This is a genomic window from Streptomyces sp. NPDC002573, assembly GCF_042889625.1.
GTDB classification, from domain to species: domain Bacteria; phylum Actinomycetota; class Actinomycetes; order Streptomycetales; family Streptomycetaceae; genus Streptomyces; species Streptomyces gibsoniae.
The window spans coordinates 1-20,738 of sequence record NZ_JBIARC010000095.1 but is presented as its reverse complement, the minus strand read 5'-3'; the positions used below and the strand labels follow the sequence as shown (position 1 = coordinate 20,738).

17 protein-coding genes and 4 pseudogenes are annotated in these 20,738 nt (G+C 68.4%); 11 read left to right on the top strand and 10 right to left on the bottom strand.

Going from position 1 to position 20,738, the window contains the following annotated elements; all coding sequences use genetic code 11:
- Positions 1-203, top strand: a pseudogene (locus ACFYX0_RS41775) (transcriptional regulator); the annotation flags it as partial.
- A gap of 41 nt (positions 204-244) precedes the next feature.
- Here the strand turns inward: ACFYX0_RS41775 and ACFYX0_RS41770 are convergent.
- A complete protein-coding gene (locus ACFYX0_RS41770) occupies positions 245-895 on the bottom strand; it encodes a restriction endonuclease (RefSeq protein ID WP_388979530.1) in 651 nt (216 codons plus the stop codon).
- A gap of 197 nt (positions 896-1,092) precedes the next feature.
- Here ACFYX0_RS41770 and ACFYX0_RS41765 point away from each other — a divergent pair, with 197 nt between their 5' ends.
- On the top strand, positions 1,093-2,181 hold the full coding sequence (locus ACFYX0_RS41765; protein ID WP_355916939.1) for a MerR family transcriptional regulator: 1,089 nt from the start codon (positions 1,093-1,095) through the stop codon (positions 2,179-2,181).
- Positions 2,182-2,270: 89 nt separating this feature from the next.
- Here the strand turns inward: ACFYX0_RS41765 and ACFYX0_RS41760 are convergent, their stop codons facing one another.
- The 3 genes from ACFYX0_RS41760 to ACFYX0_RS41750 form a co-directional block, all read right to left on the bottom strand.
- A complete protein-coding gene (locus ACFYX0_RS41760) occupies positions 2,271-2,687 on the bottom strand; it encodes a hypothetical protein (RefSeq protein WP_355916936.1) in 417 nt (138 codons plus the stop codon).
- 286 nt (positions 2,688-2,973) lie between these two features.
- Positions 2,974-3,180 (bottom strand): hypothetical protein, encoded by a 207-nt coding sequence (locus ACFYX0_RS41755; protein ID WP_355916933.1) that lies wholly within the window; start codon positions 3,178-3,180, stop codon positions 2,974-2,976.
- Positions 3,173-3,661: a hypothetical protein gene (locus ACFYX0_RS41750; protein ID WP_355916930.1), complete on the bottom strand. Its 489-nt coding sequence runs from the start codon at positions 3,659-3,661 to the stop codon at positions 3,173-3,175. Before ACFYX0_RS41750 ends, ACFYX0_RS41755 begins: the two co-directional genes overlap by 8 nt.
- Positions 3,662-3,684: 23 nt before the next feature.
- Here ACFYX0_RS41750 and ACFYX0_RS41745 point away from each other — a divergent pair, with 23 nt between their 5' ends.
- Together ACFYX0_RS41745 and ACFYX0_RS41740 are read left to right on the top strand one after the other, a co-directional pair.
- Positions 3,685-4,488 (top strand): Ku protein, encoded by an 804-nt coding sequence (locus tag ACFYX0_RS41745; RefSeq protein ID WP_388979527.1) that lies wholly within the window; start codon positions 3,685-3,687, stop codon positions 4,486-4,488.
- Positions 4,489-4,499: 11 nt separating this feature from the next.
- Positions 4,500-4,604 (top strand): annotated as a pseudogene (locus tag ACFYX0_RS41740) (N-acetyltransferase); the annotation flags it as partial.
- 67 nt (positions 4,605-4,671) lie between these two features.
- On the opposite strand, the gene ACFYX0_RS41735 reads toward ACFYX0_RS41740, so the two are convergent.
- The gene (locus tag ACFYX0_RS41735) at positions 4,672-4,908 is read right to left on the bottom strand and encodes a hypothetical protein (protein ID WP_388979525.1); all 237 of its coding nucleotides are present in this window, start codon (positions 4,906-4,908) and stop codon (positions 4,672-4,674) included.
- Positions 4,909-4,992: 84 nt separating this feature from the next.
- A complete protein-coding gene (locus ACFYX0_RS41730) occupies positions 4,993-5,592 on the bottom strand; it encodes a cation transporter (RefSeq protein WP_355916924.1) in 600 nt (199 codons plus the stop codon).
- Positions 5,593-6,268: 676 nt separating this feature from the next.
- Between ACFYX0_RS41730 and ACFYX0_RS41725 the strand changes: the two are divergent.
- From ACFYX0_RS41725 to ACFYX0_RS41715, 3 genes and pseudogenes are all read left to right on the top strand, one after another.
- A pseudogene (locus ACFYX0_RS41725) lies at positions 6,269-7,329 on the top strand (group II intron reverse transcriptase/maturase); the annotation flags it as partial.
- Positions 7,330-7,480: 151 nt separating this feature from the next.
- Positions 7,481-8,002, top strand: coding sequence for a hypothetical protein (locus ACFYX0_RS41720; protein ID WP_388979522.1), 522 nt, complete (start codon positions 7,481-7,483; stop codon positions 8,000-8,002).
- 66 nt (positions 8,003-8,068) lie between these two features.
- Positions 8,069-8,326 carry a transposase gene (locus tag ACFYX0_RS41715; RefSeq protein WP_355916915.1) on the top strand — a complete coding sequence of 86 codons (258 nt, stop codon included), beginning with the start codon at positions 8,069-8,071 and terminating at the stop codon, positions 8,324-8,326.
- Between the two features lie 160 nt (positions 8,327-8,486).
- Here the strand turns inward: ACFYX0_RS41715 and ACFYX0_RS41710 are convergent, their stop codons facing one another.
- Both ACFYX0_RS41710 and ACFYX0_RS41705 read right to left on the bottom strand, forming a co-directional pair.
- Positions 8,487-9,608 carry an NADH:flavin oxidoreductase gene (locus ACFYX0_RS41710; protein ID WP_355916912.1) on the bottom strand — a complete coding sequence of 374 codons (1,122 nt, stop codon included), beginning with the start codon at positions 9,606-9,608 and terminating at the stop codon, positions 8,487-8,489.
- Between the two features lie 139 nt (positions 9,609-9,747).
- On the bottom strand, positions 9,748-10,338 hold the full coding sequence (locus ACFYX0_RS41705) for a flavodoxin family protein (RefSeq protein WP_388979519.1): 591 nt from the start codon (positions 10,336-10,338) through the stop codon (positions 9,748-9,750).
- Between the two features lie 161 nt (positions 10,339-10,499).
- On the opposite strand from ACFYX0_RS41705, the gene ACFYX0_RS41700 reads away from it, so the two are divergent.
- Entirely contained in the window at positions 10,500-10,925 is a 426-nt protein-coding gene (locus tag ACFYX0_RS41700; protein WP_388979517.1) for a winged helix-turn-helix transcriptional regulator, read from the top strand.
- A gap of 594 nt (positions 10,926-11,519) precedes the next feature.
- Entirely contained in the window at positions 11,520-14,219 is a 2,700-nt protein-coding gene (locus ACFYX0_RS41695; RefSeq protein ID WP_388979514.1) for an AAA family ATPase, read from the top strand.
- A gap of 312 nt (positions 14,220-14,531) precedes the next feature.
- Here ACFYX0_RS41695 and ACFYX0_RS41690 read toward each other — a convergent pair whose 3' ends face one another.
- Positions 14,532-15,797, bottom strand: coding sequence for an IS701 family transposase (locus ACFYX0_RS41690; protein ID WP_388979511.1), 1,266 nt, complete (start codon positions 15,795-15,797; stop codon positions 14,532-14,534).
- A gap of 104 nt (positions 15,798-15,901) precedes the next feature.
- Between ACFYX0_RS41690 and ACFYX0_RS41685 the strand changes: the two genes are divergently transcribed.
- Entirely contained in the window at positions 15,902-17,002 is a 1,101-nt protein-coding gene (locus ACFYX0_RS41685; RefSeq protein ID WP_388979533.1) for an IS630 family transposase, read from the top strand.
- Between the two features lie 21 nt (positions 17,003-17,023).
- Here the strand turns inward: ACFYX0_RS41685 and ACFYX0_RS41680 are convergent.
- Positions 17,024-17,900: pseudogene (locus tag ACFYX0_RS41680) on the bottom strand (IS5 family transposase).
- Positions 17,901-18,180: 280 nt separating this feature from the next.
- Between ACFYX0_RS41680 and ACFYX0_RS41675 the strand changes: the two are divergent.
- Positions 18,181-20,637 carry a SpoIIE family protein phosphatase gene (locus ACFYX0_RS41675; protein WP_388979508.1) on the top strand — a complete coding sequence of 819 codons (2,457 nt, stop codon included), beginning with the start codon at positions 18,181-18,183 and terminating at the stop codon, positions 20,635-20,637.
- Positions 20,638-20,738 lie beyond the last annotated feature (101 nt).

Below are 20,738 nucleotides of genomic sequence, written 5' to 3'. Positions count from 1 at the left end.
CCCGACTCCAGTGGCCAATCGAGACGTTCCACGTATACGACGACACCCTCGTCTCGGTGGAGTTCCTGTCGGCGGAAGTGAACATCACACAGCCCTCTGAGATCGTCCTCTACCTGAAGGCTTTCGAGCAGCTGCGCAGCATGGCCGTCTACGGGGCGGACGCCCGCGCCCTGATCGTGAAGGCCATCGACGCGCTGCGCTGACCTGCAGGGCTTCGCCCGTCCCGTTGCGGCGTACCTGGTGGCTACGTGGCTGGCACGCTTGTCTGGTGCCAGGGGGCTGGGCCGGTCTGGGATGCCCATCCGCCGAGGGCGTGCTCGTCGTAGAGGCGGATGCCCTGTGCGATGGCGTAGCTGACGGCCTGCCGGGTGAAGGTGCTGGTGGTGACCATGACGGGGATGTGCGCCTGGTGGTCGCTGTAGCAGGTGCCGCCGAACCGCTGCGCGTCCGGGGAGCCGACCTTGTGGGTGGGCCCGTACCGCTTGCACTGGATGACGATGCGGTGCCCGGTGGGAGCGGTGGCGACGACGTCGGCCCCCAGGTCTCCGGCTCCGCCGACGACCTTGACGTCCGTGCAGCCGTCCCGCTGGCACAGGTAGGCGATGGCGTGCTCGAACTCGCCTGGGTTCATGGTGTGGTAGCGGGCGACCTCCCGTGACTGCACGGCGCGGATCTGCGCTAGGCGTGCAGCCTCGAGGCGGCGCTGCTCCGCGTTGCGGGCGCGGCGCACCACGTAGACACCGCCGGCGGCGAACGCGGCCAGGAGCAGCGGGATACCGACAGCAGGGACGTGCTTGACGAGCTGGAGGAGGATCGCGAGCGGGAGGCCGACGCCCCATATGGCGACGAGGACGTAGAACATGCAGGACGAACCGCGGGTCCGGCGTGGCGACATGGAAGGCCCCCCGAGACGTGATCGGTGGCGGAAGCGTAGCTGTACTGCGCAGGGACTGCGGGCAGTTGGGGGACAGACTGGTGCCGCGCATGAAGAAACGCCCCCTGCCTCTTGCTGCCGTGAGTGAGGCTCTTGACCCTCACGTGACGTCAGGCTGCACAGTCGGTGCCGTGGAGGATCACTGGACCGTAGGACGCGTGGCCGAGCTGGCCGGCGTGAGCGTCCGCACGCTGCATCACTATGACGAGATCGGGCTTGTTCGGCCGTCGGCACGGACCGCGGCCGGGTACCGGGCTTATTCGGCGGGCGATGTGGAGCGGCTGCGGGAGGTGCTGGCCTATCGGCGGTTGGGCTTCGGGCTGCGGGAGGTTGCGGAACTGGTCGGCGACCCGTCCACCGACGCGGTCGCGCACCTGCGCCGGCTGCGCGGGCTGCTGCTGGAGCGGCGCGATCGCGCTGACGCCATGGTGGCAGCCATCGACAGGGAACTTGAGGCACGGGCGAAGGGACTGAAGGTGACACCGGAGGAGCAACTGGAGATGCTCGGTGCACGGCTGTACGACGCGATCGGCGGCGCTTATACCGCGACACGGCGTACCGAGCCGCGGATCGCCGCGCAGATCTGGGATGCGCTCGGGGACGCGCAGACGGTGCTGAACGTCGGGGCGGGCACCGGCTCCTACGAGCCTGCTGATCGCGACGTGACCGCGGTGGAGCCATCGGCGGTCATGCGGGGGCAGCGGCATGCTGGCTCGGCGCCGTGCGTGGCTGCCGCCGCGGAGAGCCTGCCATTCGAGGACCAGTCCTTCGACGTCGCGATGGCCATCTCGACCGTTCACCACTGGGGGGACCCGATAGCGGGGCTGCGTGAGATGCGGCGTGTGGCCCGCCGCGTGGTGGTGCTCACGTTCGACACCGACGAGCCCGGATGGCAGGACCGGTTCTGGCTTACTCGCGACTACCTGCCCGAGTTTGCCGGCGTCCTCGCAGAGTTTCCCTCGCTTGCTGGGATGGCCGACGCGATCGGCGCCCGCGTTGAGCTGGTGCCCGTCCCGTGGGACTGTGCTGACGGCCTGTTCGAGGCGTACTGGCGCCGACCGGGGGCGTATTTGGAGGATCACGTGCGCCGTGCGATGTCGGTGTGGACGAGGGTCGGGCCGGAGGCCGAGCAGCGGGCGGTGCGAAGCCTCAGCGACGACCTCGACTCCGGCCGGTGGGCCGAGCGCAACAGCGACCTCGCCGACCTCGACGCGGCAGATCTCGGCCTCCGCCTGCTCATAGCTTGACCTGCGTCGCAGGTTCAGCGTCTTGGCGGCTCCTGGACGGCCCGCTGGTTCGGCTGGTCGTCAGGCGGCTCCTCCCGTGTGGTGTCCGGTCAGCTGGCTTGGGCTTGTTCGGCTTGGGCCTGGTGGTGGGCTGCCGACCAGGTGAGGAATCGCAGCAGGGCGGGAGTGTCCCGCTGCCGCGACAGCTGAAGGATCGCGGGCAGGTCTTCGCGCTGCGCGACATGGGCGGCGCAGGCGCGCAAGACGGGGGTGAGCGCCGCGGTCGTCTTCCCCGACGGTTCGTGTCCGGCGGCGGACTCCATCGGGTACACCGTGACCTGGGGGCGGTGGGTGTCGTCATCGTTGTCGAGGGTCAGGCTGCCCCAGTAGCCGGTGCGGCTGCGGGCGAGCCGCGGCAGAGCGTCGTCGGGGGCGGTGGCCTGGAAGGCGTCGACGGGGCCGAGACAGGCGCGTACGGCGATGAACTGGTCCCAGCGGTGGGGGCGGTGGGTGCCGCTGACGTGCACACGCCGCGCATCGCCCCGCCCAGCTCGAAGACGACGATGTCGGCCTGGCGGAGGCCGGCGGTGGCGCCCACGGCGCCGGCGGGCGTTTCGATGGTCAGGCTCGGGCTGGTCATGGGCTGCGGCTCCTCGTCGTCCGGTTCGGTGAGCTGGGGCCTGCCGCCCCGCGCCCGCCGAAAGGGAGGGCGCGGGCGTCGGGGCGGCAGTTCTTCTGCCAGTGGCGCTCTGGCAGGGTCGGCCGTTCCCGCCTCCCTGGGGGAAGGGGGAGACAGGAACGGCGTCTGTGGGGCTACTCCTGCGGCGACTTGTGGCGGCGCAGGTTGTCCCGCTCCGTCAGGGACACTTCCTTGCCGCACGGGCATTCGCCGTAGCGGCGGCCGTGCAGGTGGAAGAACTTCGGGCCGGTGTTCTTGGCGTTGACGGTGCGGATGGTGCCGGGGACCGGGGCAGTGTTGGTGCAGAAGCCGGCAGCGGTGACGGCGGGCGTCTCAGCCACGGGGGCTCTCCTCGTCGGCGTCGGAGATCTGGGGCAGGACCGGCGCGTCGTAGACCTCCCGCCGTACGGCGGGTACGCCGGGGCACGGGATGACGGCCTGCTGGAGCTCGGCCGTGTCCATGGGGTGCAGCCACCCGTTCTGCACGGTCCAGCCGCACGCACGGGGGTTGGGCTCGGCGGCCGTCGTGGCGACCAGGACGGCGCTCCGCACGGTGGTGCCCTCCAGCGCGAACACCAGCAGCGTGCGCAGCGTGCAGTAGTCGTCTTCGTCCAGCACGGCCAGACGTAGCGGGGCGGTGCCGACGGAGAGATCAGCCTCAGCGCGGAGGAACGTGTCGTCGGTGCGTTCGGCCACGAGGTTGATCGTGTGTTCGCCGTCGCCGAGCGCCTGGACCAGGCCGGCGAACGCGGTCAGGGCGCGGCTCATGGCGGCCGCGATTGCGGCATTGTCGGGGCGTATGAGCTCCGGGCATGCGGGCATGAGGCGTGACTCCTTGATGGCGGGTGGCCGGGCGTTGCTCCCTCCTCGCCCCGCGCAGCGGGGTGCCCCGCGCAGCGCCCGGGGCCAGTGGGCGGCCCGCTGCGCTTGCCGAGCTGGGCCCCTGCGCTGCGCTTCGGGGACCGTGGGCGCGCGGACTGCTTCACCAGGTCCACGTCAGCGACGGCGCCCGTATCCGGCACCGCAAGGTCTGCGAGCGCGAGGACGTCGAGGTGCCGCAGTCGGAGATCGCGCGCGGCTGGGAGCGCCCCGACGGCCGGACGGTCGTCCTCCTCGACGAGGACCTGGCCGCGTTGCCCCTGCCGACGCGGAAGACCGTCGATGTGCTCGGCTTCGTCGCCGAGCGCGATGTCGACCCGATGCTCTACTCCAAGCCGTACTGGGTCGGCGCGGCCGGGGAGCAGGGACAGCGGCCGTATGCGCTGCTTGTCGAGGCTTTGGCCCGGCACGGCACGGTCGCCGTCGCCAAGGTCACCTTGAGGGCGCGTGAGCGGCTGGCGGTACTGAGGCCGAGGCATGGCATCCTCGTCCTTCACACGCTGCTGTGGCCGGAGGAGATCCGCGAGCCGGGTGACCTGTCGTCAGCCTCGCCGGTGACGGAACGGGAGTTGGAGCTTGCCGAACTTCTGATGGACCAGCTCGCCGGGGTGGAGATTGCCGACCTCCACGACGAGTACGCGGCCGCGCTGGAACAAGTGGTGGTGGCCAAGATGTCGGGTGGTGAGCTGGAGGAGCCAGAGGAGCCTGTGCCGGCCGTGGACTTGATGGCGGCGCTGGAAGCGAGCATCCGCGCGGCCCGCGAACGCTGAAGGCGCGCCCTCGGGCCGTCTTCCGCGTCATCGGAACCCGGGAGCGCGTCGGCCGCCACCACGACCGCTGGCGCGACGTGATCCTCGTAGAACGACGCAGCCCCACCGTGCAATAGCCGGGAAGAGCGCCAGATCCAGCACGGCCGTGGGTTCAAGTCCCGCCACCTCGACAGTGGAGTACCGTCAGCGCCTCTTCCAGGTGGTGGTGCCTACCGCGTGTGTGCTGTGAACGGCGTGGAGTGCCTTGGCGAGGTGGGTGGACGCCGGTGCGAAGGTCGCTCGTCCGCCGTCTTCGAGTCCGCTGTCTTGTTCGGTTGCCACTGCCGTGACGAGGAGGGCGCTGACTGTGACGGCGCAGAGGGGGATGACCCAGTCCCGCAGTATGTTCCGCTGGTCGGCGGTGGCCTTTCCGGGTCGCATGCCGTTCTGTCTCCGTTTGTCGATCCGGCTCCGGACATGGTTCCTATGAGTGCGAGTCGCCGTGTTCGGGGCCCACCCGGGATGTCAGTGGTGGTGCGAGAGGATCTCGCGGACCTCGCGGGCCGCGTAATACACGAGGACGTAGCCGGCGAGCGGGTCGGCCCACCACCAGCCGAACGCCGTGTTGAGTGCCAGACCGGCGAGGACGGCGGCGGCGAGGAGTCCGTCGACGAGGGTGACCCGGCCTTCGGCCTTCAGGACGGGATTGTCCAGAGCTGTGCCCGTACGAGTCTTTCCGTAGGCGAGGGCGAACATCACCGCCGCGGTGACGGCGGTCCAGGCGATGCCGAGCGGTGAGTGGCCCGGATGGAAGCCGGTCGCCAGAATGAGGCTGGACTGGATCAGTAGGTACAGGGCCAGGAGCGCAAAGCCGATGCCGATCATTCGCAGGGCCCGGCGTCGGCGTTCCTCACCAGTGCCGGACAGTTCCCAGATCACGACGGCGGACGCACCGATCTCGATCAGGGAGTCCAGCCCGAAGCCCGCCAGCGCCACCGAGCGCGCGTCGATCGCGGCGATGGCGAGTGCCACGATGCCGATCGCATTCCAGCCCAGCGTGGCGTACTCCAGGGCGAAGCCTCGGCGCAGCAGGGCCTGTCGGGAGATCTCCGCAGTCTTGGTCACCCGATGATTCTCCTGGGAAGTAGTCGATGCTCCGGGCGGAGGGCCGCCGGGCGGAGTCAGCCCTCGGCCTTGGCTTCCGCGGCCGCGTCGCTGATGCCGTCCTAGTGAGTCCCGCAGGCACGACGCGCGCTCTCGTTGCCGGCCTTCCCGTCGCCGGTACATCACCGCCGCCGTCGGGGCGAAGGCAGGGAAGGCGGCGCCGGGCAGCACGCCGCTGATCACCGGTCGCTCCGCGGCGGGCGCGCTGTGGAGGACGAGCAGTTCCGCCGAGCTGCCGAGGCCGATGGCACGCGGCACCGTCAGGATCTCGCCAGCCCGCCGCCGGCGTGACGTCTTCATCCAGGGTTTCCTCGGCTTCTCGCCTCCTGCGCACCACCTGACGCGATTGGGCAGGCGTTGTCCTGGGACCGTCCGACCCCTTTGCGGGGCGCTGAGTCAGCCGGTCAGACCAGTCCTTCCCGAGGCCGACTAGTGACGTTTTAGGCAGGATTATGGGTATACGGCCCCGTGATGCTGCCGGAGAGCAGCTCACGCGCGGGGCGATACCCACGTTGGTAGGGCAGAACGATGACCATCAGCCCGTCTTCGCCGCAGCCGCCCGCGCACGAGGAGCAGGCACCTGTCGTACATCTGTCGTCGCTGGTGAAGCGCCCCGTGGTGGACCGGGGCGGTCGACCGGGGCAGGGTCAGGAAGCCGAACCGCGCCTTCTACAGGGTGTGGGCGGCTATGCAACGCGCGCGCAAGCGCGGCGACCGCACCCAGTTGCGGGAACTGCGCAAGCAACTCCGCAGCATACCTAGCATGGACACTCAGGATCCCGGCTATCGGCGGCTGCGGTATGTGCGCTACTGCGATGACACCCTGCTCGGGTTCGCCGGACCCAAGGCAGAGGCCGAGGAAATCAAACGGCGACTGGCGCAATTCCTTCGTGACGAACTCAAGTTGGAACTGTCGCCGGAGAAGACCCTCATCACGCACGCCCGCACCCAGGCGGCGAGGTTCCTCGGCTACGACATCACCGTGCACCACAACGACCGCAAGATCACCGGCGGAAAACGTTCCGTCAATGGGGTCATCAGATTGCGCGTCCCTCGTTTGGTGGTAACTGCCAAGCAAGCCCAGTACATGAAGCGCGGCAAACCCGCGCGTCGGCCCGAGCTGCTGAACCAGGATGACCACGTCATCATCAGCACCTACGGGTCGGAGTACCGCGGCATCGTCCAGTACTACCTGCTGGCCGGCGACGTCTTTCGACTCGCCCGGCTGCAATGGGTCATGGAGACCTCGATGCTGATGACGCTCGCCAACAAGCACCGCTCGTCGGTGTCGAAGATGGCCCGCGCCTACGCGGCCACCATCGAGACACCGCACGGGCTGCGCAAATGCTTCGAGGCCCGCGTCGAACGCACCGGCAGGAAGCCACTGGCCGGACGGTTCGGCGGGATCCCGCTGCGGCGAGACAAGAAGACGGTCATCAACGACCGTCGGCTGGCCCCGGTCAACACGAAACGCAAGGAGCTGGTCACCCGGCTTCTTGCTGGACGGTGCGAGGCATGCGGGCGGATCGACCAGGTGGAAGTTCACCACGTCGCCAGGCTCGCCGACCTCGGCCGATCCGGAACCCGGCCACCGTGGGCAGATCTCATGGCCGCGCGACACCGCAAACCCTGGTGGTCTGCGGGAGTTGTCACGCGGACATCCACGGCACGAGACCCGCCCCAGCACTCACGGAGTAGTCACTGGAGAGCGACGTGCGGGGAAAACTCGCATGCGTCGTTCGGGCTGGGGGCCGTCGGAAAAGGGCCTGCTCAGCAGGCACCTCGCCGACGGCCCACCAGTACTCTGTGGCACAACCTCGGGCAGCACGTCGAGCGGGCGGTGTCGCGGTTGCGCGCTCCGCTGTGCGAGGGGCTGGCCCAGGCGCAGACGCCCGGCGAGAGGGCTACCGCCCAGGTGATCGCGGCGGCGTTCGAGGACCGGCCGCTGGTCCAGCGGACCCGGCAGCGGTTCACTGCGGTGCACGGCCTGCTGAACCAGGGCTACGCGCTGGGCGAGATCGCCCGCGAACTGGGCCTGGGCATGCGCGCCGTGCGCCGCTTCGCCCGCGCCGCAAGCGTGGACGAGGTCCTGGCCAAGGCCCTGGGCGGGCGGGTGACCGCACTGGAGGACTTCACGCCCTACCTGCACCGGCGGTGGGATGAGGGGATGCACTCGCCGACCCGGCTGTGCGAGGAGATCCGGGCCCGGGGCTACACCGGCACCGTCCAGCTGGTCCGCCGCTACCTCGCTCCGCTGATCGCCGCGCAGAAGGCGCCACCGGCCACGCAGGTGCCGAAGGTTAAACGGCTCACCGCCTGGATCATGTCCGACCCCGAGCATCTGCGCCCCGGCGACCGGCAACAGTTGTAACAGGCGCTGGAGGCCTGCCGGGAACTGGACGCTCTCACCGGGCACGTCCGCGACTTCGCCGCGCTGGTGACCCGGCCGTGCGAGCGCAACCGCACCCGGCTGCGGGCCTGGACCACCGCGGTTCTCGCCGACGACCAGCCGGAACTGCGCTCCTTCGTCCGCGGGATCGAGGAGGACTGGTCGGCCGTGATGGCCGGGGTCACGCTGCCATGGAGCACCGGCGTCGCCGAGGGCACCATCACCAAGATCAAGCTGATCAAGCGGAGGATGTACGGCCGGGCCGGCTTCCCCCTCTTACGCACGTGCGTCCTGGCGGCCCAATGACCAACCACACAAACGCCCCATCACGAAAAATGAGACAGAGCCGGTAATAGTCATCGACAGCGCGACCTGGGAAGCTACCGCCGCGTAACCGAGAAACTCCAGGAAGGAGGTGGGGTGCCGGACTTTCGGACCCGGCACCCCCCGTGTGGCCGTGCCAAGCTCAGACGAGGGTGTTGAGCATGGCCACGTCGTACGGAATGGCCTCGCTGAGCCTGTCCTGCAGTGCCTTGGTGGGCCAGTCAGGGTCGGCGACGATGGCACGCGCAACGGCGACCAGGTCGAACTCATCGCGCTCCAGGCGGTCCAGAAGCGCATCGATGTCGGTGACCCCGGACTGCCGCGGGCGGCCCTGCGGTCCGATGAACTCGGTGGCGAGGCCGACGGAACCCACGGTCATTGCTGCCTTGCCGGTCAGCTTCTTGGTCCATCCGGCGAGATTGAGGTCGCTATCCTCGAACTCCGGCAGCCAGTAGCGGCGAGTGGAGGCGTGGAAGGCGTCCACGCCCGCGGCGGCCAGCGGCGTCAGCAGCTGCTCGAGCTCCACGGGAGTCTCGGCGATCCTGGCCCCGTAGTGGTCGGTCTTCCACTGTGACAGGCGGAAGATCACCGGGAACCCGGGGGAGACCGCGGCCCGGACCGCGGCGACGATGTCGGCGGCGAAGCGGGTCCTCGAAGCGATGTCGCCGCCGTACGTGTCGGCGCGCTCGTTGGTGCGGGCCCACAGGAAGTCGTCGATCAGATAGCCGTGTGCGCCGTGCAGTTCGACACCGTCGAAGCCCACTCGCTCCGCTGCCGCAGCCGCCTCGGCAAAGGCCCGGATCACCTCGTCGATGTCCTGCAGTGTCATTGCGGTGCCGTACGGCCGGCCGTCGAGGCCCACTCCGGACGGACTCTCGGCCGGCACCCCGGCCGGGAGGCTGTCGGGCGTACGCTGCACTCCGGCGTGCCACAGCTGCGGCATGATGCGGCCACCCGCCTGGTGAACCTCCTGTACGACCCGGGCCCAACCCGCCAGCGCATCCTCGCCGTAGAAGTGCGGAACGTCGTTGTACGCGCCGGCGGCGTCACGACCGATGAAGGTGCCCTCGGTGATGATCAGGCCGACACCGCCCGCCGCCCGGCGGGCGTAGTAGGCGGCCACGTCCGGACCGGGCACGCCACCGGGCGAGAACTGCCTGGTCACCGGGGCCATGGCGATCCGGTTATGCACGGTCAGATCGCCAATGGTGAACGGCCGGCCCAGCAGCTGTGCGGCCCGTGTCGTCTCGGGCGTTGATGTCATGCCCCACTCCTTGGCTGTTCGATGTCGAGCGTGCGAAAGAGCTTTCGCGTGTTTGGATATGTTTCTTCTGGCTTAGCGCAGCGCCGTGAGCCGTGAGGGCGCAGGAGATTCCGCCAGCGCCCGGCCTCTTAACCCGCCGTCAGGCGGCCAGTGCGGTGCGGCCTGCCACATACACCCGGGCGACCTCGGAGACGCGCTTGCCCAATTCCCTGGCGGTGGCGACGTCCGCCTTGTGTACGCCCTCCGTGCCCTGGTCATTGTTGCTTTGGGCACCGGCGCCCAGGAAGAAGCCCAGCCGGTTGAGGTCGTTCTCCGACGCCGTTGAGGAGTTCCAGCCGGGCAGCAGGCCCAGGGCAACCCAGTGCATGCCGTGCTGTGCGGCGAGGACCGTGAAGTTCTGGAGGACGTTGAGCTTGTCGCCGCTCTTCGAAGCCGAGTTGGTGAAGCCGGCCGCGATCTTGTCCTTCCACTGCTGGGTGATCATCCGCTTTGCCGTCTTCTCGGCGAAGGCCTGGAAGACGGCGGAGGCGCTACCCATGTAGGTGGGCGAGCCGAAGATGATCGCGTCCGAGCCGTCGAGGAGGCTCCACTGCTCGTCGGAGATCTGCTCAAGGTCGATCAGGTGAACAGTGGCGCCCTCGGCGGCCGCGCCGTCGCGGACGCCCTCGGCGATGACTGCGGTGTGGCCGAAGCCGGAGTGGTAGGCGATGGAGATGACAGGTGTGGTCACGATCACTTTTTCCTTAAACAGATACGTGTAGATGCGTGCTGCTCGATGCGTGCTGCCCCGGGTATGGGAGGCACCGGGGTGAGCCGACACCCGCAAGGAGAGCACGTTCTTTAAGAAAGCGCAAACCAATAGTAAGTGCTAACTGCTGGTACGCTTCGTGGATGCACAGTGACGGCACGACGCAGGAGCACACCGAGGCAGGTAGCGAGCGACCCTTCGACGTCTTTGTTCGCACGTGCCCCTCGCGGCCGACGCTGGAGCACGTCACAGGCAAGTGGGGCAGCCTGACGCTCAGCGCGCTCAGCTCGGGCACGCTGCGCTTCAACGAAGTGCGACGGCGCGTCGATGGCATCAGCGAGAAGATGTTGTCGCAGACCCTGCGTGCCTTGGAGCGCGACGGCCTGGTGCACCGCTCGGCGCAGCCCGGGAACCCTCCGTGGGTGGACTACACACTCACCGAACTCGGCGAGGCGGTCGCCGCACGCCTGCTAGACCTGATCGACCTGGTCCAACGCCAGATGCCCGAGGTGGAAACCGCCCGCAGTCGCTACGACGCGGCACAGGACGCACAAAACCACCGCCCATAGTCGCCGTCGGGCCCGACCCTACGACTCAGCCGCCCAGGGGACGCCGTGCCGGTGGATGTCGCCTGATGCGATGAAGGAAACAGGGCCTCCCGCTCCGGGCGCCGGGTGCGGACCATGCTCGGCCTGCGCGTTATCCGGATCCACAAAAGTGGTCATCACTCGGTAGACCGTGCCATCCCCGGTGCCGGCCTTGCCGGGGGCGTACTCGACGACGCATCGCCGGCACCAAGTGACATCGCTCGGTGGGCAAGGCTTCCTGGCACGCCCCGCACCTTATCTCTCTGTCACCCCGTCTGCCGTCGTCCCACACGCAGCGGTATCGGGCGGGGCCTTCATGGTCCAGGTGGAGCGCCCAGCTGGACCGTCGCGGATCGGCATGTTCAGCGTGACCCTCGATCGCATTTGCGGGCGCTGCATCGCCTGCTGTGATCACGAAATGCGTGGCAAGAGAGCCGCCGGGTAGATCGGCGGTTCCTTTCAGGTGCGGATCGTCAGGGGTGCTTCGGTGACCGAGTCGCGGCGCCGTGATGCCCGGGTGGGGAGGCGGTGCGGGTGGTGCCCCGGTCGTAGGATGACTGGAGGAGGCTCGGACCCATGTTGCGCGGCAGGATTGCCGAATGTCGACGGCTGGACCAGCTGCTCGCCGAGGCGCGATCGGGCTACAGCGGCACGCTGGTGATCAGTGGGGAGCCGGGGATTGGCAAGTCGGCGTTGCTTGACTACCTGGCGGGGCAGGCGTCGGGGTGCCGTGTCGTCCGTGCCGGGGGTGTCGAGTCGGAGATGGAGCTCGCGTTCGCCGGCTTGCATCAGCTGTGTGTCCCGATGCTCCACCGGGTGGAGCATCTTCCGGGTCCGCTGCGAGACGCGCTGGAGGCTGCGTTCGGTTTGCGTGCCGGGGACTCGCCGGATCGGTTTGTGATCGGTAAGGCAGCTCTGATGTTGTTTTCGGACATCGCGCAGGAGCAGCCGTTGGTCTGCCTGGTGGATGACGCGCAATGGCTCGATCAGGCCAGCGTGCAGGCTCTGGCATTTGTCGGTCGACGGTTGCTCGCCGAGTCGGTCTTGTTGGTTTTCGCAGTGCGAAAGGAACGCAAAACCAGGCTGGACGGTCTGCCGGAGATGGCGATTGCAGGGCTCGATGACAAGGATGCGCGCTCGTTGATCGAGTCGGCGATTGGCGGGGGACTGGACGCACAGGTGCGAGACTGTCTAGTCGCCGAGGCACACGGCAACCCGCTGGCCCTGCTGGAGTGGTCTCGTGGGTTGACGCCGGCGCAGCTGGCCGGCGGGTTCGACCTGCCTGACGCGGGGCCGTTGGCGAGCCGCATCGAGGAGAGCTTCCTGGTGCGGGTGAAGTCGCTTCCGCCACCGACGCAAAGACTTCTGTTGACGGCGGCGGCTGACCCTGTCGGCGATGTCGCCTTGTTGTGGCGTGCGGCTGAGCGGCTTGGGATCGGGGCGGAGGCGGCAGCACCAGCCGAGAGTGCCGGATTGCTGGAACTGGGTACCCGGGTGCGGTTCCGTCATCCGCTGGTGCGCTCGGCGGTCTACCGGGACGCGCCCCTCTGCGACCGCCAAGCTGTGGATCGCGCGCTGGCCGAGGCGACCGATCCGCAGCTCGACCCTGATCGCCGGGCATGGCACCGCGCCCGCGCCGCGCTGGGCCCGGACGAGGAAGTGGCCGGCGAGTTGGAGCAGTCGGCTGAGCGGGCACGAGCCCGCGGCGGCTGCGCGGCGGTAGCGGCGTTCTTGGAGCGGGCGACCGAGCTGACACCCGATGCAGCCCGGCGTTCAGCCCGTGCGCTCGCGGCCGCTGAGGCGAAGCTGGACGCTGGGGCACCTGATGCGGCGTACGAGCTGACCGCGACTGCGGAGTTGGGCCCGTTGGACGAGCTGCAGCGTGCCCGGCTGGAGCGGCTGCGCGGGGAGATCGCCTTCGCCCAAAGCCGCGGCGGTGACGCTCCGCCGCTGCTGGTGCACGCGGCCAAACTTCTTGAGCCGATCGATCCCGCTTCGGCCCGGGAGACCTACCTCGAAGCGTTCGGTGCAGCGGTCTACGCCGGCCGACTCAACAGTGGCGGCGGAGTACGGCAGGTGGCTGAGCAGGCCGGCGCCCTGCCTGCGCCGCCTGAGTCGTCGCGAGCCATCGATCTCCTCGTGTACGGCCTGGCAAGACGGTTCACCGACGGCTATGCGGCCGGGGTGCCACCGCTGAAGCGAGCGTTGAATGCCTTGCTCCGCGAAGCCGACAGCAGCAAGACGCGCGTCGTAATTCTGTCGCACCCTGGATCGGTCGCCTGGGACCTGTGGGACGACGAGATGTTGCATGAGCTGACCAACCGGATGGTCGAGCGGGCTCGTGACGCCGGTGACCTCGGCTTCCTTCCCATGGCGCTCGCCTACGGCGCGTGGCCTCTTGCCGGAGAGTTCGCCGAGGCCTCGGCGCTGATCGACGAGGCTCACGCCATCTCCGAGGCCACCGGCAGCCCGTACTTCAGGAACACCTCGCTCGTCCTTGCAGCCTGGCGCGGTCATCCGGCCCCGGCATTGGACCTGATCAAGACGGCTTGCCACGACGCGACGGTGCGAGGCGAGGGAAGGCTGCTCGGTTGGGCCGGGTATGCGACCGCGGTGCTGTACAACGGTCTCGGTGACTACGCCACGGCGCTGCCTGCCGCCCAGCGGACGGTTGAGTATGACGATCTCGGTATTCTCGGCGTGGCGCTGGTCGAGCTGATCGAAGCGGGGGTCAGAAGTGGCCGGCAGGAGGCCGCCGCCGCGGCTTTTCAGCGATTGCAGGAGCGAACGCGGGTCAGCGGCACCGAGTGGGCCTTGGGCACCGAGGCTTGCTCACGGGCACTGCTCACCGATGGGCAGGCTGCCGAGGCCTTCTACCGCGAAGCGATCGAGCGGCTGCAGCGCACCCGTATTGCCGTGCATCTCGCCCGCGCCCACCTGTTGTACGGCGAGTGGCTGCGCCGGGAAAACCGGCGAGTGGACGCACGCGGACAGCTGAGCGATGCCTACGAGGCGTTCAGACGCATGGGGGCGAACGCCTTCGCCGAGCGCGCCCTACGCGAGTTGCTGGCATCCGGGGAGACGGTACGCAAACCCACGGCCGACCCCCGTGACGCGCTCACCGCCCAGGAAGCGCACATCGCCCGGCTCGCCCGCGACGGGCACACCAACACGGAGATCGGCGCCCAGCTGTTCATCAGCCCGCGCACCGTGGAGTGGCACCTGCGCCACGTGTTCGTGAAACTCGGCATCACCTCACGCAAAGAGCTCCGCTGAGCACTCCAGCCCCACCGACGACCGCGTGGGCCAAGCACGCACCCCGGTAGGCGCCGAGAAGCGTGGGGTGGACGGCGCATCCCAGTCGGTTACTTTTTGTTCATTTATGTGCACGGTGGGGATTCGTCGCGGCGGCGTCGCGCTGGAGAGGCCAAGTCCCGCCGGAAACCGGGTCGCCGTGGGCCCCTGGGAAGGCACTAGTAGGGCTTGGTCAGGTGCGTATTGGTGCTGGTATGTCGCGGTGGCAGGTCGGGCAGGCGCCGGTCCAGACCGCGAGTAGTGTCTGTAGCTCGCGGACGACCTGGTAGAGGCTCAGGCCGACGCCACGTCTTTTGGGGCCCGGGCCAGTCGTTGCAGGGTGCAGAACGCATGCGCGACGGAGACAAGGGTGACGTGGTGGTGCCAGCCGCTCCAGGTTCGGCCCTCGAAGTGGGCCAGGCCCAGGGCCTGCTTCATCTCCCGGTAGTCGTGCTCGATGCGCCAGCGGAGCTTGGCGAGCCGGACCAGTGTGGTCAGGGGCATGCCGGAGGGCAGGTCGGACAGCCAGAACTGCACCGGCTCGCTCTCGCCGGCGGGCCATTCGGCCAGCAGCCAGCACTCCGGCAGCTCCGGGCCGTCGGTGGCCTGCCGGACCTCGCGTCCGGCAGGCCGGACGCGCAACGCCACGAAGCGGGAGTACATCCGCTTGCGGCCGGAGCGGCCGGTGCCGGGCCGGGAGCCTTCCCGCCATTGCACGGGCCGAGCTGCCTTCCGTCCTGCCGCGATGACCAGTTCCTTCACCGACTGCGGCTTGTCGGGATACTTGGCCACCGGCGGGCGTCCGGTCCCGGAGTACGGCTCGGCCACCGGCACCGCGCCGGCGGGCTGAGCCGACAGCGTGCTGGAGATTCCCACGACGTAGTTCAGGCCGCGGGCCTGCAGCCCATGGCGGAACGCGGCAGCGTCGCCGTATCCGGCGTCCGCGATGGCCAGTGGCACCTCGATCCCCCAGGAGCGGGTCTCGTCGAGCATGTCCAGGGCCAGCTGCCACTTCTCCACATGCCCGACGTCGTCGGGGATGCCGCAGGCGGCACGTCGGGTGACCTTGCCCGGATCGGCCTTCGGCGAGGTGGGATCCCATGTCTGGGGCAGGAACAGTCGCCAGTTGACCGCCGCGGAGGCGTGGTCGGAGGCGAGGTGGAGTGAGACGCCGACCTGGCAATTGGTGACCTTGCCGGCGGTGCCGGTGTACTGCCGCGACACACACGCCGAGGCGGTCCCGTCCTTCAGGAATCCGGTGTCGTCGAAGACCAGGGCCTCTGGTCCGATCGCCTCCTCCATCCGCCAGGCCAGTTTCGCCCGGATGTGGGCCGGGTCCCACGGGCTGGTGGTGATGAAATGGGCCAGTGCCTGCCGGTTCCCGTCTTCGCCGAGCCGTGCGGCCATCGGCTCGACCGACTTACGCTGCCCGTCGGTCAGCAGTCCCCGCAGGTAGACCTGCCCCCAGCGGCGCTGGTCATTGCGCGCGAACGGCTCGAACACCTCCGCCGCGAACGCCTCCAACTCACCACGCACCACAGCAATCTCGTCCGGAGTCACACACTCCCAACGCCACACCAAGCCAGGAGGACACGCACCACCACAGCCGACCTGACCAAGCCCTACTAGTGTCCTGCGCCTGAAATTCATTTTCTATGTTGTAGATTGGTGGGGTGTCGAAGTCAGGGCGGCCGAAGTCCGAGTTGGTGTTGAGCGACGAGGAGCGTGTGACGCTTCAGCGGTGGGAGCGCCGGGCGAAGTCGTCGCAAGCGCTGGCGTTGCGTTGTCGGATCGTATTGGCCTGCGCGGAGGGTGCGAGCAACACGCAGGTCGCGCAGGATTTGCGGATCTCACGGCCGACGGTGGGTAAGTGGCGGTCCCGGTTCGTTGAGCGGCGCCTGGAGGGCTTGGTGGACGAGGAGCGGCCTGGGCGGCCGCCGTCGATCACCTTGGACCAGGTCGAGGAGGTGCTGGTGGCCACCTTGGAGAAGGCTCCGAAGAACGCCACCCACTGGTCGAGGGCCTCGATGGCGAACAAGTCCGGCCTGTCGAAGTCCACCATCGGCCGGATCTGGCGTGACTTCGGGCTCAAACCGCATCTGGCCGACACCTTCAAGCTATCCACCGACCCGCTGTTCGTGGAGAAGGTGGTGGATGTCGTCGGGCTGTACCACAACCCGCCCGAGAAGGCAGTGGTGTTGTGCGTCGATGAGAAGTCCCAGGTGCAGGCCCTGGATCGCTCCCAGCCGGTGCTGCCGATGATGCCGGGGATGCCCGAGCGGCGCACCCATGACTACGTCCGGCACGGCACCACCACCCTGTTCGCAGCCTTCAATATCGCTGATGGAACCGTCATAGGTGAGACGCACCGTCAGCACCGGGCAACGGAGTTCAAGAAATTCCTCACCACCATCGACAAGACGGTGCCCGAGGGGTTGGACGTCCATGTGGTCTGCGACAACTACGGCACCCATAAGACGCCGGCGATCAAGGCGTGGCTCGCCAAACATCCCCGGTTCCACCTGCACTTCACCCCGACCGGCTCCAGCTGGATCAACCAGGTCGAGCGGTGGTTCGGCTTCCTGACCGACCAGCTCATCCGCCGCGGGGTCCACAAGAGCGTGCAGAGCCTGGAGAAGGACCTCCGCGCCTGGATCAAGAACTGGAACGAGGACCCCAAACCGTTCGTGTGGACCAAGACCGCCGAAGAGATCCTCGACTCCCTCGCCCGATATATTCAACGAATTTCAGGCGCAGGACACTAGGGCGTGTTTCGAAAGTGCTGGTCACAGCCATTCGTTGATGGCCGCGACCAGCACTGTCGCCTCATAGCGGACGGCGAGCTTGTCGTACCTCGTGGTGGCCACTGCGCGATGGCGCTTGAGGCGATTGATTCCGCACTCCACAGCGTGGCGCTCTTTGTAGTCGGCCGCGTCGAACTGCGGTGGCCGGCCACCGCGGGAACCCCGCTTCTTGCGGTTGGCGATCTGGTCGCGCTTCTCCGGGATCGTGCAGCGGATGCCGCGCTTGCGCAGGTACGCGCGGTTCGCGCGGGAGCCGTACGCCTTGTCGGCGCGGACCTTGTCGGGCCTGGTACGCGGACGGCCCGGCCCGAGCCGAGGCACCGGATACGGCCCAGGACCACCTGGAACTGCGGGGAGTCACCGCGCTGTCCGGCCGTGATCACCAGCGACATCGGCTTCTGGGCCTGCTCGACCGCCAGGTGGAGCTTGGTGGTCAGCCCGCCCCGGGAGCGTCCGAGCCCGTGGTCGGCGGGCTCGGTGAACACACCACCGGGCGGCTCAATCTGCAGATCCCCTTTTTGCGGGCGCCCGCCGCATGCTGGTGCGCGCGGGCGATGGTGGAGTCCACCGAGACGTCCCAGGTGATCAGTCCTTCGGCATCGGCCCGGGCCTGCAGTTGCTCGAAGATGCGGTGCCAAGTGCCGTCCCGCTGCCAACGCCGGAACAGCCCGTACACCGTCTCCCACGGGCCATACCGCTCGGGAACGTCCCGCCACGGAGCACCAGCGCGGGTGCGCCAGCGTATGCCGTCTATCAACTGGCGCTTGGTGTGCACCGGCGGTCGTCCGGATTTCTTCCCAGCGGGGAGCAGGGGCTCCAGCTTCGCCCACTGCGCATTCGTCAGATCATGCCTCCCCATGAAGTGGATCTTGACACATCAAGATCCACTTCTGAAACACGCCCTAGCACCCCAGGGGGGACCCCAGGGGGCACCCCAGGGGTCCTTTACCGGGGACATCCACCGGCGTCATGGGCGATCCGTAGCGCGACGGTGGATAGCACACGGCTCACTCCCGCCAAAGACGCAAGGGAGTGACCGCCCAGAAGTCCAGCCTCCTTGAGGCTTCGCCCAAGAACCCACGGACGCGACATCCAGGTCGCGAGCCAAGGAAACCCAGACAAGGACGTGATCGACCGCCATGACGAGCACCGACCAGAAGCTCCACGAGATAGCCGACGCAGCGATCGCGATGCTCGACGAACAAGGGACAGTGGTCGGGTGGACGCAGGCCGCTCAGCGGCTTGTCGGGTACTCGGCCGGGGAGGTGGTGGGCCAGTCCGCCGCACTCGTGCTCCCGCCCTCCGGGGAGCCGCTGGGGGTATCAGCGTTCGCCGAGCAGTGCCGTGCCCGGGGTGGCTGGTCCGGCACCGTGGCGGTCCGCCACCGCGACGGCCGCACGCTCAACCTGAGCCTGCGCCTCTCACTGCTGCGGGGACAGGATGCAGCCCTGCGGTGGCTGGTATCCCTGACCGACATGAGCACGCTCTCCTCGGGGATGATCAATGGATCGGTGCGGGAGGCGCTTCTCAACCGCGCACCGATGGGCATCGTTGTTCGTGACCTGCAGCTGCGCTGCACCTGGACGAACGACACGATGGAGCGCCTCGACGGCATTCCTCGTGACCGGCGGTTCGGACGCCGGCTGACGGATTTGGTGCCCGGTTTCGAGAACGAAGCGCTTGAGGTAGTGGCGCAGCAGGTGCTGGAGAGCGGCGACTCCACGGTCCACGAGTACCGGGCGTGGCCGCCGGAAGATCCGCGCCGGGAGCACGCATATGCGGTCTCGTTCTTCTGCCTCCAGGACGCGGACGGCAAGGCGCTGGGGGTGTGCCTCTCGTGCGTGGATGTCACCGGCAGCCGGCGGGTGCGCGAGCGCCTTGCCATCCTCAGCCAGGCCGGCACGCGCATCGGCAGCACCCTGGACGTCGTGCAGACCGGGCAGGAACTGGCCGACATCGCCGTGCCGTTGATGGCCGACTACGCCGTCGTCGACCTGGCGGGCTCGGTTCCGTTCGGCAAAGAACCGTCCGCCCGAATCGACACGACACATGATCACCCCCCTGTTCTCCGCCGTGCCGGTTTGGCCTCGATCCACCCAGGGATCCCAGAATCCCCGTGGGCGCGGGGGGAGACGGTGTTCGTCTCACCGGACTCGCCATTCACCAGCGCCCTGCGCACGGGGAGGTCCCACTTGGAACAGGTGTTGGACACCTCGCCTGGGACATGGCTCGACCACGACCCGGCGCGGGCTCGCACGATCCATGAGAACGGTATGCACTCCCTGATGATCGTGCCCATCCGCGCGCGGCGTTCCGTGCTGGGTGTCGCGGTGTTCATCCGCACCGAAGACCCCAAACCGTTCCAGGAGGATGACCTGCTCCTCGCCGAGGAGCTGGTCACCCGGGCCGCACTGTCCTTGGACAACGCCCGCCAATACGCCTGCGAACACACCACGGCCCTCGCGCTGCAGCGCAGCCTTCTCCCCCACCGTCTGAGGGGCGGCACGGCGGTCGAGGTGGCCTCGCGCTACCTGCCGGCCGACATGGACGCCGGCGTCGGGGGCGACTGGTTCGACGTGATCGAGCTGTCCGGCGCACGGGTGGCCCTCGTCGTCGGGGATGTGGTCGGACACGGCATCAACGCCGCAGTGACGATGGGCAGGCTCCGCACCGCCGTCCGCACGCTCGCGGACCTGGACCTGCCCCCCGAGGAACTGCTGGCCCGCCTCGATGACACGGTCCGCCGGCTGACCGAGGAGGACACCGACGGCCCGGACGAATTCCCCGTGATTCTGGCCGCGACCTGTCTGTATGCCGTCTACGACCCGGCCACCCGGCGGTGCACGATGGCAGCGGCCGGGCACCCCCCGCCCGCGATCACCGACCCACAGGGCCAGGTCACCTTCCCCGACCTCCCCACAGGAACCCCCCTCGGCGTCGGGCTGGGCGTCCCTTTCGAGGCCGTGGAAATGGAACTGTCCGAGGGCAGCGTGCTCGCGTTCTACACCGACGGCCTGGTCGAATCCCGTGACGAGGACATCGACGTCGGCATGCACCGCCTGGGCGCCGCCCTGACGCAGCCCGATCAGTCCTTGGAAGACATGTGCTCCTCAGTGATGGAAACCGTGCCGGCTCAGGCAGCACCCGACGACGTCACCTTGCTCCTGGTCCGGATCCGCACACTCAACGCCGCCCAGATCGCCTCCTGGGACCTGCCGCCTGAGCCGACCGCCGTCCACACCGCCCGGCACCTGACCGCCCGTCAACTCAGTGAATGGGGGCTGGAGCCTCTCATGCCCGCCACGGAGCTGGTCGTCAGCGAACTGGTCACCAACGCCATCCGCCACGGCGCCGGCCCGATCCGGCTCCGGCTCATCCAGCACCAAGTCCTGACCTGCGAAGTTTTTGACAGCGGAGGCTCCTACCCGCGCCCGCGCCACGCCTGCACCGTCGACGAGAACGGCCGAGGCCTGATGATGGTTGCCCAGTTGTCCCGCAGGTGGGGCTGCCGCTCCTCAACGGGCGGCAAGCTCGTCTGGGTCGACCAAGACCTGCCCTCTACAGCCTCACATCCACACGACCCCGTCCCGCACTAGTCTAGCTAGTACTGCAACCGCATCTGGGGGTTGTGGCCTCGACGTTTGTAGTGGGAGCGGCGGGCTCGGGCCTGGCTGTGTCTACGGAAGTGTGACCAGTG